The organism is Rhodanobacter sp. IGA1.0 (assembly GCF_040208325.1).
Taxonomy (GTDB): Bacteria; Pseudomonadota; Gammaproteobacteria; order Xanthomonadales; family Rhodanobacteraceae; genus Rhodanobacter; species Rhodanobacter spathiphylli.
In genome coordinates, this window is record NZ_CP157948.1 from 356,367 (window position 1) to 372,529 (window position 16,163).

Below are 16,163 nucleotides of genomic sequence, written 5' to 3' on the forward strand. Positions count from 1 at the left end.
CGGCAGCATCCGGGAGCACGGCAGTGACGGCAGCACGTGGCGAAATTCGCGAGGTGGTGGGCGAGCGGCAAACCACCGGGCTGCTGATCTATCGCGCCAGTCGGCTGGAGAAGCTGCTCGATCCGCTGGTGCAGTTGCTGGCGGTGACCCAGCCGGACAACGTGCTGGCGCCGCAGACCATCATCGCGGCGCATCCGGGCATGCGGCACTGGTTGAACGGGGCGCTGGCGCGCAAGTACGGCGCGGGCGGGATTGCCGCGAACCTCGACATCCTGCTGCCCAGTCCGTGGATCGATCGGCTGGCGCGGCAGCAGCTGGGCCAGCGCGCGGTGTCGTTGCCGCGCTACCAGCGCCAGCACCTGCGCTGGAGCATCCATGAAGTGCTGGGGGGCGACGTGGCGGCGCTGGGCATCAGCGATGCACGGATCGCCAGCTACCTGCGCGCCGACCGCACGCATCCGTCGGGCGGGGTGGCGGATCAGGCGCGCCGTCGCTTCCAGCTGGGCGACCGGCTGGCTCGGATCTACTCGCAATACCTGGTGTATCGCCCGGACTGGTTGCGCGGCTGGGAGCGCGGCCACTTCAGCCTGGTGACCGGAAACGCCGCCGAGCCGGTGCTGACGTCCACCGAACAGCGGCTGCTGGCGCCGCTGTGGAAGCACCTGCATGACAAGCTGGGCGCCCATCGCGGCGACGTGGTCGGCGACCTGATCGAGCAGCTCGGTCGCGTCGAGGCCGGCGGCGAGGCGCTGCACGTGTTCGGCGTCAGCCACCTGGCGCCGTCCGAACTGGCGGTGTTGCGCGCGGTGGCACGGCATCGGCTGGTCGCGCTGTATGTGCCCGATCCCTGCCGCGAATATTGGGGCGGGCTCGGCCGCACGCTGCCCGCGCTGCGGCTGCAGGGCGCCGAGGAACAGGCGCGGCTGGACGCGGCCGAAGGCAACGACTACTGGGCGGACCAGGCGCATCCGCTGCTGGCCAGCTGGGGGCGCATGGGCCAGCACTTCATCATGGAGCTGGCCGCGGGCGAGGGCGATGTGTTGTCCGACGTGCGCCATCGCGAGGACGAGCAGGCGCTGCACGGGATGAATCGTCTGCAGCGCGTGCAGCAGGGCATCCGCGCGCTCGATCCGTCACTGATGCAGGTGCGGCTCGACACGCCGATCGATCGCGCCGCGCGCGCCGATGCCTCACTGCGCGTGCACAGCTGCCACACCCGCCTGCGCGAACTGGAGGTGCTGCGCGACCAGTTGCTGGACGCGATCGCCGGTACCGATGCCGACGGCCAGCCGATCCGTCCCGCCGACATCGTGGTGATGGCGCCGGACATCCAGGCGTACGTGCCGCTGATTCCCGCGGTGTTCGGCGTGGCCGGCCATGCCGGCGGGCTGTTGCCGTACCAGCTGGCCGACGTGGCGGTGTCGCGCAGTCATCCGCTGTTCGGCGCGTTCCGCAAACTGCTGGACCTGCCCGGCACGCGGGTCACCGCGCCCGAGGTGGTGGACCTGCTGGCGGTGCCGGAAATCTGCCGTCGACTGGGCCTGGATGCGGCCGGCGTGGATGAGCTGGCCGAATGGCTGAAGGCCAGCCGGGTGGCGTGGGCGCTCGATCCCGCGTTTCGGGCGCGCTTCGGCGTGCCGCCGATCGCCGAACACACCTTCGGCTGGGCGATGGATCGCATGCTGGCCGGCTATTTGATGGCCGACGCCGCCGAGGCCGAGCGGCAGCCGTCGGTGCATCTGCCCGACGGCACCGAGCTGGCGCCGCTCACCGGCATCCACGGCCCGGCCGCGGGTTACCTGGGCGCGCTCGATCACCTGCTGCAGGAAGTGCAGGCGCTGTGCGACCTGTCCGCCGAAACGCGCCTCGCCAGCAACTGGGCGAGCGAACTGGAGCGCCGCTTCGAGGCGCTGTTCCGCATCGATCCGATGGATCGGGCGGCCCGCGATGCGCAGGCGATGGTGCTCGGTTTCATCCGCACCATCACCAGCGAGCCGACGGCTGCCGGCGAGGACCCGCTGCTGCACTTCAGCGTGGTGCGCGACCTGCTGGTCGAGCGGCTGTCCGCCGTGCCCGAGCAGCAGCGTTTCCTGATGGGCGGCATCACCTTCTGCGGCATGGTTCCGCAGCGCGCGATCCCGTTCAAGGTCGTCGCGGTGCTCGGCCTCAACGACGGCGACTTCCCCCGTTCGGGCAGCGACGCGGGGCTGGACCTGATGGCGCGCTATCGCCGCCTGGGCGATCGCGACGTGCGCAGCGACGATCGCTACCTGTTCCTGGAAACCCTGATGTCGGCGCGCGCACGCCTGCACCTGAGCTACATCGGCGAAGGGGTGAAGGACGGCAAGCCGCGCAATCCGGCGCCGCCGCTGGCCGAACTGCTGGCCGTGCTGGATGCGGCCGCGGGGCTGCGTCCCGACGACGAGGCCGACCGGCCGTGGCTGCTGCGGCATCCGCTGCAGCCGTTCGACAGCCGCTACTTCGACGGCGGCGATGGACGGCTGTTCTCCTACAACGCGCTGTTCGCCGGCATGCATGGCCGCGGCGACCAGGCCGATGTGGCGCCGTTCCTCGACCCCGGCGGCGCCGCGGGAATCGACCCCGGCGCGACGATCGCACTGCGCGAACTGCATGCGTACTACCGCGACCCCGCCAGGCAACTGCTGGAACACCGCATGCAGGTCAGCCTGGACGCGCTCGCCGACGATCGCCTGCCCCAGGACGAACCGATCGAAGCGCGCTTCGCCGCGCTCGACACGGTGGCCAGGAAGCTGTTCTTCAACGACGCGCTGCCGGGCTGGCCGCATGCCGCGTGGCCGCCGGCCACCGCGCCGGACTGGCTGCGCCTGGGTGGCGTGATGCCGCCGGGCCGGGCCGGCCAGCAGGCCTGGCAACAGGAGAGCGCCGTGGTCGGCCTGTTGCTGCAGGAAGCCGCGAAGCTGCCCGGTTTCGAACACGCGGCACCGGCCGGTGGCAGTTGCGGCATCGATGTGCCGATCGGCGGCTGCCGCGTGACCGGCCAGGTCACCCACGTCCATCGCAGCAGCATCGACGGTGGCGAATGCTGGCAACTGTTGCGCGTGTTCGGCGGCAACGGCGACCGGCTGAAGAAGGAGGCGGAGCTGGGCTTCCGCGAGCGCGTGCCGATGTTCCTCGACTGGGCGCTGCTGCGCCTGCACAGCGCCCGCGCGGGCGGCACGCTGCCCGCGCTGCGGCTGCGTCCGCTGCTGGACGGCGACGAGCGCCCCTGGCAGGACGGCATCAACGACTGGGACGCACGCTTCATGGCGGCCGATGACGCCGGGCGCGCGGCGCGGCTCGGCGAACTCGAACGGCGCCTGCAACAGTTGCTGGGCTGGTGGATCGAGGCGCAGTCGGCGCCGCGCTGGTACTTCCCGAAGTCGGCGTGGGCGGCGATCAGCGAGCGCATCTATCCGAAGAAGCGCAGCAGTCGTTCGAGTGACGTCGAGGCCGCCGACGAGCCGGCGCGGATCGACATCGGTTCGAGCTGGATCGCCGGTCATGGCGGCGTGGGCGAACGCGATTACGCACCCGGCTACAGCCATCTGCTGGCCGGTGAGGTGGACTTCGCCCAAGGCAGCGCGGAGCTGGCCGCGCTGGCGGAATTTGCGCTGACGCTTTATCGCTGCATCAGCTTCGACGCCAGCGCCGAGGTGTCGGCATGAGCACGGCAGCGGTCATCGATTGGCGCAGCCTCGACCTCGCCGATGGCGGGCGCAGCCTGATCGAGGCCAGCGCCGGCACCGGCAAGACCTGGACCATCGCGGTGCTGTATCTGCGATTGCTGCTGGAGCGACAGCTGTCGCCGCGGCAGATCGTGGTGACCACGTTCACCGACGCGGCCGCGCAGGAGCTGCGCGAACGCCTGCGCGGCAAGTTGCAGTGGGCCGTGTTGCGCGCCAGCGAGAACCTCGCCGAAACCGACGACGCCGGCAGCGACGAGGGCAGCGACGGGCAATGGCTGCGCGCGCGCTGGCGTGACGATGCCGAGCTGCGCGTGCGCGATCTGCAGCGCCTGCGCCTGGCCCTGGCCGAGATGGATGTGGCGCCGGTCAGCACGCTGCACAGCCTGTGCCGGCGCATCCTGGCCGATCATCCGTTCGCCTGCGGCGTGGCCTTCGTGATGGGCGACATGGTCCCCGGCGAAGCGCTGCTCGACGAAGTGGCCGCCGACCTGTGGCGGCGCCTGCAGCAGGCCGATGCCGGCGACCCGCTGGTGATGCTGGCCGCGCAGGCGGGCGACGAGTTGAGCCTGGCAAGACTCACCCGGCGGCTGAAGGTCTGCCTGGCGCCCGGCGTCAGCGTGAAGAGGGCATCGGCGGCCGAGGTCGACGCCGCGCTGGACCCGGCATGGGCAGCACGGCTGCGCGCCGTCGTCGCCGACGGCACGCATTTCCGCAAGGGCTCGCTGTTGCCGGAATACTGGAGCGAGCTGGCCGACTTCCTCGACGACCGCGCGCGCATGCCTGGCGCCAAGGCGTGCGCGGGGCTGAAGGAAGCCACGGCGTTGACCGGCGTGCTCAAGGGCAGCAAGGACAACGGCGAGCTGATCGCGCTGGCGGTGTTCGCCGAGCGCTGCGCCGAAATCATCGAAAGCCTGCGCGCCGGCTTCTGGCACGAGCTGGCCGCGCTGGCCCGCGCGGAAATGCGCTCGCGCCTCGCCGCGCGCCACCAGCTGACGTTCGATAGCCTGATCCAGTCGGTCGGCGACGCGCTGGCCCGCGAAGCGGAGCGCGCCGGTGATCGCCCGCTGGCCGATGCCCTGTTCAAGGCGTGGCCGGTGGCCCTGGTCGACGAATTCCAGGACACCGACGGCCAGCAATACGGCATCCTCGATGCGATCTACCGCGAGCGCGACGGCGGCACCCGCGGCCGGCTGGTGATGATCGGCGATCCGAAACAGGCGATCTACCGCTTCCGCGGCGGCGACATCCACGCCTACCAGCGCGCTGCCTCGGCGGTCGACGCGACGGGCCGGCTGACGCTGGACACCAACCATCGTTCCAGCGCGGCCCTGGTCCGGGCCTTCAACCAGTTCTACGCGGTGGGCGGCACGGCGCTGGATGCCGCGGGCGAGAGTCGCATCGCCTACGAAAGCGTGAACTGGACCGAGCGGCGCGCCGGCCAGCCGTACACGATCGATGGCGAACCGTGCCCCGCGCCGCTGGTGATCCACTACCGCAGCGATCCGCCGTCGTCGCAGCCGGCGCGTCGGGCCGAGGCGCTCGAGGTCTGCGCGAACCAGATCGCCGCCATGCTGCAGTCGGGCACGCATCGCATCGGCGGCGAACCGGTGCAGCCTTCGGACCTGGCCGTGCTGCTGCCCACCGGCAACGACATCATCAGCCTGCGCGATGCGCTGCGCGAACGCGGCGTGCCCTGCGTGACTTCCTCGCGCAGCAGCGTGTTCGACACCGAGGTGGCCCGCGAGCTGCAGGTCGTGCTGTACGCGATCGCGCATCCCGCCGAACTGGGCGCGTTGCGGGCGGCGGTGGCCACGCGGCTGTGGGGCGCCAGCTTCAGCGAGCTGCAGCGCTGGGGCGACGACGTGGCGCAATGGCAGCCGGTGGCGGACACCTTCCGCAGCTGGAGCCAGCAACGGGCCGAACGGGGCATCCTGCACGTGGTCGGCCAGCTGATCGATCGCCTGGCCGCGCGTTACCTGCAGACCATGGCCGGCGAGCGCGTGCTGACCGACCTGCGCCACCTCGGCGAATTGCTGCAGGCGCAGAGCGAGCAGCTCACCGGCATCGAGGAACTGCTGGCATGGCTGAAGCAGTGCCGCGAGGATGGCGCGGCCAGCGACAACGACGCCGCCGACGCGGCGCAGCTGCGCATCGAATCGGACAGCGCCCGGGTGCGCCTGATGACGCTGCACGCCAGCAAGGGCCTGGAGTTTCCCATCGTGTTCCTGCCGCTGATGTGGAACCACGGCGAACGCCCAGGCGACGGCATGTCCGTGGTCAACGATCCGCGCAGCGGGCAACGCCTGGCCGAGTTCTCCGCCGCGGCCCGGGCGCGCGAGGCGCAGGACCTTCAGGACGAACGTTTCCGCGTGCTGTACGTGGCGCTGACCCGCGCCATCCACGCCTGTCACCTGTTCGCCTTGCCGCCGCAGCGGCCGGCCAGCGCCAGCAGCAAGACGCCGGCCAGCGGCACCAGGCGCAGTGCGCTGGACGTGATGCTGGAGCGCATCGATCCCGCCCTGGGTTCGCCCGAACTGCGCGACGCCACGCCGGACATCCGCTGGATCGACGGCTGGCATCCGCTGGCGCGACACGACTTCAGCGGCGCCGCCGCGCCTGCCGTCGAGCGCCACGCGCGCGCGCTGCCGCCGCCGCGCTCCGGCCCGCTGGAGGCGAAGCACAGCTTCACCACGCTGACCCAGGGCGAGCATCGCGACGCGGTGAATCCCGGCGCCGCCGCCGGCGACGAGGATGCAGCGGGCAACGTCGAGCTGGCCGATGCCGACGCCGTGGTGGCGGTCGAGCAGCCTTCCCCGATGACGGCGACGGAAGCCCATCCCGGCCTGCTCGCCCTGGCCGGCGTGCGCGGCACCGACTTCGGCAACGCGGTGCATGCGGTGTTCGAGCATCGCGAGGTGGGCGCGCCGATGTCGGCGCAACGCGAGCTGATCGCCCAGTGCCTGCGCGACGCCGGCGTGCGACGCAAGGACATCGAGCAGTCCGCCCTGGTCGACCTGCTGGTCAGCCGCATCCAGGATGCACTGGACGCGCCGCTGGGCATCGCGGCGTCTCCCGCGTTGTGCCTGGCCGATCTTGCCGCGGCCGACCTGCGCGCCGAGATGGGCTTCCACTTCGCGATGGATCGCGTGTCGATGCCGCGCCTGCGCGCCGCCTGCGCCGCCCATGGCGAAGCCGAGCTGGTGCCGGCCAGCCAGCGTGTGCTGAGCGGCCTGATGAACGGCAAGATCGACCTGATCTTCCATCACCACGGGCGTTATCACGTGCTCGATTACAAGGGCAACTATCTGGGCGACACCCTGGCCGACTACGCGGGCGAGGCCTTGCGCGCCCAGATGGACGCCAGCCACTACCGCTTCCAGGCGCTGCTCTACACCGTCGCGGTGGATCGCTATTTGCGGCAGCGGCTCGGCGCGGATTATCGCCGCGAAGAACAGTTGGGCGAATGCGTCTACTTGTTCATCCGCGCGGCGGGGCTGGCGCCGGATGCGGGCATCTGGCGGCATCGTTTTTCTGCCGACCTGCTCGACGCGGTCGGCGAGGTGCTTGCCTCCGGACCGACCACCACGGAGGCCGCATGAACACGCCTGCACGCAGTTACCACTTCCGTCGCCTCGCCGGCGACGTCGCGCCGCCCGACGCGTGGCGCATGCTCGACGCCACGGTGGCGCGCTGGGTGCTGGCGCACGGCGGCTCGCCGCTGCTGGCGCGGATCGCCGGCTGGGCCAGTCATGCCGAAGGCCATGGCGACAGTGCGCTGCTGCTCGACGGCGAGGCGGCGACGCGCCACGGCATGCGGGCCTGCTCGAACGATGACATCGACGCGTTGCGCGCCGAGTCGATGGTGGCGCTGGCCGGCGACGGCGATGCGGGCGGCACGCCTTTCGTGCTCGATCCGCCGCACTTCTATCTGCGTCGCAACTACCTGCATGAAACCGCCGTCGCCCGGCATGTGCGCCAGCGCCGCGCGTCGTCACTGGCGGCCGGCGAGGTCGACCTCGCGGCGATCGACGCGCTGTTCCATGGCGACGCCGACGAGCGGGTGCGGCCGCAGCGCCAGGCCGTGGCCCAGGTGCCGGGCAAGCGCCTGTTCGTGCTGACCGGCGGCCCCGGCACCGGCAAGACCACCACCGTGCTGCGCATGCTGATGATGCTGATCAGGGAGCGCACCGCGCGGATGCAGGCGGCGCCCGTGATCCGCATCGGCGCGCCCACCGGCAAGGCCGCGCAGCGCCTGTCCGAGTCCCTGCGCGATGGCGCCGCGCGGATGCGTGCCCAAGCGAATGCCACACACGATTTCGACTGGCAGGCGCAACTGGACGGCGCGCTGGGCGCCGAGGCCAGCACCCTGCATCGCCTGCTGGGCAGCCGCGGCCGGCATGGCGGCTTCGTCCACCACGCCGACAATCCGATCCCCGCCGACATCGTGATCGTCGACGAGGCTTCGATGGTCGACCTGGCCATGCTGCGCAACCTGCTCGACGCGCTGCGCGAGGACGCCGCGCTGATCCTGGTCGGTGACGCCGACCAGCTCACCTCGGTCGGCACCGGCTCGGTGCTGCTCGACCTGGTCGGCGCGATGGAAGCCGAACATGCGCCGGACCTGGTGCGCCTGAGCCACAGCTTCCGCGCCGACCAGTCGCTGGTGCCGATCAACGAGGCGATCCGTCGCGGCGATGCGGCCGCGTTCGCTGCGGCGTGGCGCGACGCCGGCGACAAGGCGATCCGTCGCCCGCTGGCCGACGCACAGGACCTGGCCCGCGCGCTGGCCCGCTGGAGCAACGCGGTGGCTGCCATGCTGCAGGAGGCGGGCGCGCTCGACGTGGTGGCGAAGGCCGACCAGCGTGGCGTGCTGAGCGCATTGGATGCGTTGCGCCAGCGCCAGTTGCTGTGCGCATTGCGCGAGGGCGAGTTCGGCGCCGCGACCGCCAACGCGATCATCGAGCGCAGGTTGAAAGGTCGCCTGGGCGTGGCGCCGGATGACGAGTGGTATCCCGGCCGCGCGGTGATGATTACCCGCAACGACTACACCGCCGGCCTGTTCAATGGTGACGTGGGCCTGTGCCTGCGCGACGAAAACGGCAACCTGGCGATCTGGTTCGAAGTGACCGTGCAGGGCGGCGCCGCGATCGACGGCGAGACGCTGGCCACCGGCGCGGCCCATCACGCCGGTCGCCGCGCCGTCGCTTTTTCGCCGGCCGGCCTGCCCGAACATCAGGGCGCGTTCGCGGTCACCATCCACAAGAGCCAGGGTTCCGAATACGACCACGTCGCCGTGCTGCTGCCGCCGGACCCGCAGCACCGCATCCTGTCGCGGCAGTTGCTGTACACCGGCATGTCGCGGGCCCGGCAAGGGGTCGAGCTGTGGGCTGCCGACGCGGCCTGCGACACCGCGCTGGCCACGCCGGTGCGTCGTGCCAGCGGACTGGCCGCGCGCATCGCCTGACGCGCGCGACCGGGTCCGCGGTCAGAACACGCCGAGCAACCAGAGCACCAGCACGATCACCACGACCAGGCCCAGTCCGCCCACCGGACCGTAACCCCATGAGCGGCTGTAGCCCCAGGTCGGCAACGCGCCGATCAGCAACAGCACGAGAACGATGACAACCAGCAGGGACAGGGACATGTGATGCTCCTCGGTGCGCGCGCCCCCGATGGGCGCGGCGGCCACCGCGCGGTGAGGCGGTGCAGGCAGACCATCGCAGGCGCGCGGTGGATGAACCGTCAAGCGGCGCGGCCTGCGTGATCACGGGGCAGTCACGGCCGCGCTCGCGGGTGCCACGATTTCCTGGCCAGCATCGCCAGCGCGAACGGCACGCCGCTGCCGCAACGCAGCAAGCCTGCCGCGCCTCGTCCGTAGTAGCTTGCGTGACAACGGGGCTGCAATCATCGACCCGGGGGACGGACGATGCGACAGGTGGGGCGGGCCCGGCCAACGGGACATGTGCCTGTCATGCACGGACGACAATAATGAAACGCCGCCTTCGCTGGCGGCTCGTGCTTTTCCTGGGGAAGTCATGTCGAATCCGAATCCGCGTGCAGGCGCGCTGGCGCCATCTCGCAACTGGTTGTCCTGGTCGATCCGCTGCCTGCTGCTGGGGCTGGCGCCCATGGCGGTGCAGGCGCAACAGGCCGGCGACGCGCCGGCGCCGGCGGACAGTGCGCCGTCGGTGGCCAACGCGATCAATCTCAACCGGGTCACCGTGACCGCGCAGAAGCGCGAGCAGCAGGTGGTCGACGTGCCGATCTCGATCTCGGCGTACTCCGACGACTTCATGCAGCGCTTCGGCATCAGCGACGTGGAGACGCTCAGCCGCTACGTGCCCGGCGTGCAGGTGCAGGTGCAGAGCCCGAACAATCCCGGCATCGCGGTGCGCGGCATCACCACCGACGACGGCGCGGCGACGGCGGCCAGCCGCGTGTCGATCTTCCAGGACGGCGTGGACATCAGCCGTTCGCGTGGCTCGATGGTGTCGCTGTTCGACATGGACCGCGTCGAGGTGCTGCGCGGACCGCAGGGCACGCTGTTCGGCCGCGGCGCCGAGAGCGGGGCGATCTCGCTGATCCAGAACAAGGCGCAGGCCGGCAACTCGGGCGGCTTCCAGAGCGAATTCGGCAATTTCTCCAGCCGCAAGCTCACCGGCTGGATCAACACGCCGATCTCCGACAACGTCTTCGCCCGGGTGGCGGTGCACAACGCCTACCACGACGGCTACGTCGAGAACCTCAGCGGCGGCCGGCTCAGCGGCGAGGACACCAAGGCGATCCGCGCCAGCCTGCATTTCAACGTGGGCAGCGGCAGCGGCATCGACCTGATCGCGAACTACCAGCGCGACACCCCGCCGGGCACCGACTTCCACAGCGGCATCGTGCCGAACCGCTACGGCTCGACCGACGTCTATGGCGCAGCCGATCTCGATCACGGCGACCAGCTGGGCCTGCGCCGCAAGGTCTACGGGCTGACCGCGATCGGCGACTTCGCGCTGAGCGACAGCTGGCGGCTGTCCAGCACCACCGGCCTGCGCAAGTTCAATTCGATGGAGAAGTTCGACGCCGACGGTTCGCAGGTCAACATGCTGAACTTCGCCGAGCATTCGAAGAGCCACCAGCTGAGCCAGGAGTTGCGCCTGAACTACGACGCCGGCGGCAGCTTCACCGGCTTCTTCGGCGCCAACTATTTCTACGAGAACGGCAGCGAGGCGGTGCCGTTCAGCACCGACGAGCGCAGCCTGCTGCTGCAGCTGCTGGCGCTGGCGCCGACGCTCGACGGGTTGTCCGACTCCACCCGCCAGCTGATCGCCCTGCTGGGCCCGGCGCCGCCGCTGCTCGATGCCAACTACCAGCCGAACCAGCCCTACAGCGCGATCCCGCTGCTCGGCGTGCCGCTGAACACCAACGAGCAGGAGGCGTATACCAACTACGGCCGCACCCGCTCGTACGAGGCGTTCGCCGACGGCACCTGGCGCCTCAATGACCGCTTCGACATCACCGGCGGCCTGCGGGTCAGCCGCGAGGAGCAGGCCGGCGCCTACCAGGTCACCAACGCCTCGCCGGCGTCGGGCATCGGCACCACGCTGGCGCTGTTCGGCGCGGGCTTCAACGGCGTTACCGGACCGAACAACCTGTTCGTGCCGACCAACGGCCGGCTGCACAACGAACACGACAGCACCTCGGTGGTCGGCCGCCTGATCGGCAGCTTCCACATCAACGAGGACACCAACAGCTACCTCAGCGTGTCGCGCGGGCGGCGGCCCAACGTGCTGGCCTTCAACGTCAACGAGGCGGGCACCGGCTACGACAAGGTGGTGCTGCCGGCCGAGACCATCCTGAGCTACGAAGTGGGCCTGAAGGGCGAAGGCGACGGTGGTCGTTTTGCCTACGACCTGTCCGCGTTCTATTACGACTACAACAACTTCCAGAGCACCGCGTTCCAGGGCGGCCGGCTGCTGACGCTCAACGCCGGCCGCGCCAGCGTGCCCGGCTTCGAGGCTTCGTTGCAGCAGGCATTCAGCGATCGCTTCAGCGGCTTCTTCAACTACAGCTACCTGCACGCGCGTTTCGCCGACAAGGACAACCAGGGTCGCCAGCAGGGCTACGCCGGCAACCACCTGCGGCTGGCGCCGGACCACACCGTGGCGATCGGCGTGCAGTGGAACCAGCCGCTGGCGGAAGGTCGCAACCTGTACGTGCGGCCCAGCTACACCTGGCGCTCGAAGATCTATTTCGAGGACAACAACAACCCCGCCTATGTGCAGCCGGCGTATGGCCTGCTGAACCTGCGCGCCGGCGTCACCTTCGACAAGGGACGCTGGGATCTTTCGGTGTGGGGCGCCAACCTGCTCGGCAAGAAGTACCTGGTGGATGCCGGCAACGTGGGCGAGAACTTCAACCTGGCCACCTACATCCCCGGCGCGCCGCGGACCTTCGGCATCGGCATCAGCGGCAAGTTCTAGCCGATGCGCAAGCGTCGCATCGTGCTGGCGGTGGTGCTCGCGGTGGGCGCCGTCGCGGCGCTCGGGCCTCGCGCAAGGAAGCGCGAGCTGACGGTGACGCTGCCGCCGGTGCCCGAGGCACCGCAGCGGCTGCAGGCCTGGGTGGACGCCCACGAAGCCGCCCAGCCGGGCATCCGCCCGGACAACCAGGCGCGCATCGTGTGGGCCGATCCGCAGCACCCGGCGCGCACCGCCTGCGCCATCGTCTACCTGCACGGCTTCGGCGCCAGCCAGGGCGAGGGCGCGCCGGTGCATCGCGAACTGGCCCGCGATTTCGGCTGCAACCTCTACCTCAGCCGGCTGCCCGGCCACGGCCTGGCCGCAGCGGACGCGATGCGCGGGCTGGACGCGCAGCAACTGGTCGACGGCGCGGCGCGGGCACTGGCGATCGGTCACGCGCTGGGCGACCGGGTCATCGTGATCGGCACCTCGATGGGTGGCGCGCTGGCGATGCAGCTGGCTGCGCAACAGCCGCAGGCGGTCGACGCACTGGTGCTGTGGTCGCCGCTGGTGCGCGAACGCGACGACCGGCTGGCGCCGATGTTCTGGCCATGGGGCGGCACCTTTCTGCGTTATGCCTACAACCACGGCGACGAGGTGGTGCCGCAGACGGGCGATTCGGCGTACTGGTCGAAGTCGATCCACATGGACGGCTATCGCAGCGTGGCGGTGCTCAGCCGCAGCGTGCTCAACCCGCGCATGTTCGCGAAGATCCATGCGCCGGCATTCGTGGGTTACTACTACCGCGACGAGAAGAACCAGGACCCCACGGTGTCGGTGCCGGCGATCCTGGGCATGTTCGACCAGCTGGGCACCGCGGCGAAGTATCGACGCAAGCAGGACTTCCCCGATGCCGACGCGCACGTGATCGCCTCGTCGGTGTATTCGAAATCGGTCGAGTCGGTGCACCGGCGCAGCCGCGAGTTCCTGCACGACGTGGTCGGGCTGCCCTACGCGGATGACACTCGCGGGTCATCTGCCGCCGCCACACTGGACCGCGGTCGCTGAGCGGTTGTGAGGCTTTGAACTTCTCAGGTCGGCCAGGGCGAGGGCACGGATGCCCGAGCGCCGAGCATGAAGCAGTCAGGCAAGTGACTGTCTCGGGTGAGTCCGGCGCGTACCGGACTCGCGATGGAGGAGAACCACAGGAAGCGGTTTTCTTCACGGACACTGACCGGAGCAATCCATGCATCGCTTATGCTTCGCCATCGCCGTTTTCTGTGGAGTGCTCATGCCTGTGGTCGCCATCGCCGCCGAGAAGCCGCTGGCCGCAAAAGTGCTGGTGATCGGCCACCGCGGCGCCAGCGCCCTGCGCCCCGAGCACACGCTGGCCTCCTACGAAAAAGCCATTGCCGACGGCGCCGACTACGTCGAACCGGACCTGGTGATGACGAAGGACGGCGTGATGGTGGCGCGCCACGAGAACGAGATCGGCAGCACCACCGACGTGGCCAGTCATCCGGAATTCGCCGCCCGCAAGACGCGCAAGACCATCGACGGCGTGGCGGTCGACGGCTGGTTCAGCGAGGACTTCACCCTGGCCGAGCTGAAGACGCTGCGCGCGCGCGAGCGGCTGCCCAAGCTGCGCAGCACGCAGTACGACGGCCAGTTCCCGATCGCCACGCTGGACGAGATCATCGCGTTCGTGGCGGCCGAATCGGCAGCGCGCGGGCGCGTGATCGGAATCATCCCGGAGATCAAGCACGGCACTTACTTCCGCGGCATCGGCCTGCCGATGGAGGACCAGCTGCTGGCCACGCTGGCCGCACACGCCTATACGCGCACGGCGCCGGTGGAGATCCAGTCATTCGAGATCGGCAACCTGCAGTACCTGCACGGCAAGCTGGCCGACGGCACGCACGGCAACATCCGGCTGCTGCAGTTGCTGGGCGACGCCGACGAACAGCCGTACGACGTGACCGCCGTGGGCGGCCAGCTCGACTACGGGCAGATGATGACGCCGGCCGGGCTGCGCACCATCGCCACCTACGCGAACGCGATCGGCCCCGGCATCCGCGCGATCATCCCGCTGAAGTTCGATCACCTGCTGGGCGAGCCCACCGCGCTGGTGCACGACGCGCACGCCGCCGGCCTCGAGGTGCATCCGTACACGTTCCGGCCCGAGAACTATTTCCTGCCGCTCGACCGGTGGCAGGGCATCGATCCGCGCAACGTCAACGAGGCCGGTTCGATCGCCGAGATCCGCACCTATCTCGCCACCGGCATCGATGCGTTCTTCACCGACGACCCGGCAATCGGGCGCAAGGCGCTGGACGGGATGAACAGCGCGAAGTGAGGGAGCGGGGGCGAGAGACGACTTCCGCCTCCCGCTCCGTCCGCTTCAGCGGGCGGCGATCTGGAACTGCTGCTTCGTCACCGGCTTGCCGTCGAGCGAGATCTCGACCTGGTACTTGCCGGCCGGCCACAAGTCGGGGTTCTGCACCTTGAACGTGGTGATCGCCGGGCCATCGGTGGCGATCGACTGGCTGATGTTGCTGACCAGCTGGCCCTGGCCCTCCAGGTAGCTCCATTTCGCGTTGAGCGTGGCGCCGCCGGTGCTGCCTTCGGTGGCGACGCTGGCGTAGATCGCCTTGTCGTTGCTGGCAAAACTGTCGCCGGGGCGGGTGACCTGGTGGTCGGCGTTCACCGCGCTGCCCAGGGTGAGCTTGGCCACGCTGAACGGCGTGGGCGGCGGCAAGGTGGAGGCGGCGACCGCGATGCTGGCGGCGGTGGCTGGCGCCAGCGCGCTGGATGCCGCCGGTGAAACGGGCGCTTGCGCCACCGGTGCCGTGGAAGCCGGCGCCGGCGTGGGGGCGGGCGGCGGTGGCTCGTGCTTGCCGCAGGCGCTCAGCAGCAGGGCGCCGGCGAAGGCGACGCCGCAAAGCGCACCGGAACGCGGGAAGGATGTCATGCAGGTTTTCATGGGAACTCCGCTGTCGATCACGTGGCGGCGCCCGTCGCGGGCGTGGCCAGTGCAGCGAGGCTAGCTCGGCCGATCTGAAGCGCCGATTACCGGAGGTTGCCGTGGCCGGCGAACTTTCACGCGGCGGCCACGCGCTGCGCGCACAGCCTACTGGCGCACCGTGCGCGGATTGTCCGGCGTGGCCGGCGTGCTGCTGCGGAACGGGTTGATGTCCAGTCCGCCGCGGCGGGTGTAGCGCGCGTACACGCTGAGCTGCCGGGGCGCGCAGCGCTGCGTGAGGTCGACGAAGATGCGCTCCACGCACTGCTCGTGGAATTCGTTGTGGGTGCGGAACGAGACCAGGTAGCGCAGCAGGCCCGCATGGTCGATCGGCGCGCCGCGATAGGCGATCTGCACGCTGCCCCAGTCGGGCTGGCCGGTGACCGGGCAGTTCGAGCGCAACAGGTGCGAGACCAGGGTTTCGGCCACCGGCGTCGCCGTGGCGTCGGCCTGGAGGAAGTCCGCGTCCGGCGGTCCGTAGCTGTCGATGGCGATGTCCTGCTCGTCGAGCAATTGGCCGTCCAAAACGCTCACCGGCAGGCTGGCGCCGCCGGCGGCATGCAGCTGCACGCTCACCACGGCTCCCGCCGCGGCGGACAGGTCGTGCAGCAAGGTGTCAGTGAGGCTGGCCGCGTCGGCGATGCGCTCCTGGGCGAAGCCGTTGAGATACAGCTTGAACGACTTCGACTCGATGATGTTGGGCGAGGCCGCCGGCACGTGGAACTCGGCCAGGGCCACCTGCGGCTTGCCGCGCAGGTCGAGCCACGACAACTCGTAGGCGTTCCAGATGTCCACGCCGTGGAACGGCAGCACGTCGCCCAGGCCGATCTCGGCGCGCTTGTCGGCGCGGGGGATCGGAAACAGCAGGCCGGGATCGTAACGGTCGGCGTAGACGGTGTCCTTGCCGAGCGGGGAATGTTCGGGAGTGCTCATGCGGTGGAGTTTAACTGCTTGCGCTCCGCCTTCTGCGTTCAGGCACTTCGA

At 70.0% G+C, this 16,163-nt stretch carries 9 protein-coding genes; 6 read left to right on the top strand and 3 right to left on the bottom strand.

The window, feature by feature from the left end; genetic code table 11:
- The first annotated feature begins 23 nt into the window (after window positions 1-23).
- The 3 genes from recC to recD are packed head-to-tail and all read left to right on the top strand — an operon-like array spanning window position 24 to window position 9,171.
- Window positions 24-3,686 (top strand): exodeoxyribonuclease V subunit gamma, encoded by a 3,663-nt coding sequence (recC, locus tag ABNK63_RS01535; RefSeq protein WP_350016495.1) that lies wholly within the window; start codon window positions 24-26, stop codon window positions 3,684-3,686.
- The gene (locus ABNK63_RS01540; protein ID WP_350016496.1) at window positions 3,683-7,306 is read left to right on the top strand and encodes a UvrD-helicase domain-containing protein; all 3,624 of its coding nucleotides are present in this window, start codon (window positions 3,683-3,685) and stop codon (window positions 7,304-7,306) included. Before recC ends, ABNK63_RS01540 begins: the two co-directional genes overlap by 4 nt.
- A complete protein-coding gene (gene recD / locus ABNK63_RS01545) occupies window positions 7,303-9,171 on the top strand; it encodes an exodeoxyribonuclease V subunit alpha (RefSeq protein WP_350016497.1) in 1,869 nt (622 codons plus the stop codon). The genes ABNK63_RS01540 and recD overlap by 4 nt, the downstream gene beginning before the upstream one ends.
- A 21-nt stretch (window positions 9,172-9,192) precedes the next feature.
- Here the strand turns inward: recD and ABNK63_RS01550 are convergent, their stop codons facing one another.
- A complete protein-coding gene (locus ABNK63_RS01550) occupies window positions 9,193-9,345 on the bottom strand; it encodes a DUF3309 family protein (protein WP_350017175.1) in 153 nt (50 codons plus the stop codon).
- Window positions 9,346-9,742: 397 nt separating this feature from the next.
- On the opposite strand from ABNK63_RS01550, the gene ABNK63_RS01555 reads away from it, so the two are divergent.
- The 3 genes from ABNK63_RS01555 to ABNK63_RS01565 all read left to right on the top strand — a co-directional run bounded on the left by ABNK63_RS01555 (window position 9,743) and on the right by ABNK63_RS01565 (window position 14,513).
- Window positions 9,743-12,178, top strand: a complete 2,436-nt coding sequence (locus ABNK63_RS01555) for a TonB-dependent receptor (RefSeq protein ID WP_350016498.1) — start codon at window positions 9,743-9,745, stop codon at window positions 12,176-12,178.
- 3 nt (window positions 12,179-12,181) lie between these two features.
- Complete coding sequence (locus tag ABNK63_RS01560) at window positions 12,182-13,225, top strand: alpha/beta hydrolase (RefSeq protein ID WP_350016499.1); 1,044 nt, start codon at window positions 12,182-12,184, stop codon at window positions 13,223-13,225.
- A 223-nt stretch (window positions 13,226-13,448) separates the two neighbouring features.
- Complete coding sequence (locus ABNK63_RS01565; protein ID WP_350016500.1) at window positions 13,449-14,513, top strand: glycerophosphodiester phosphodiesterase; 1,065 nt, start codon at window positions 13,449-13,451, stop codon at window positions 14,511-14,513.
- 45 nt (window positions 14,514-14,558) lie between these two features.
- Here the strand turns inward: ABNK63_RS01565 and ABNK63_RS01570 are convergent, their stop codons facing one another.
- Window positions 14,559-15,128: a hypothetical protein gene (locus tag ABNK63_RS01570; RefSeq protein WP_350016501.1), complete on the bottom strand. Its 570-nt coding sequence runs from the start codon at window positions 15,126-15,128 to the stop codon at window positions 14,559-14,561.
- Window positions 15,129-15,287: 159 nt separating this feature from the next.
- Window positions 15,288-16,112, bottom strand: a complete 825-nt coding sequence (queF, locus tag ABNK63_RS01575) for an NADPH-dependent 7-cyano-7-deazaguanine reductase QueF (RefSeq protein ID WP_350016502.1) — start codon at window positions 16,110-16,112, stop codon at window positions 15,288-15,290.
- Window positions 16,113-16,163 lie beyond the last annotated feature (51 nt).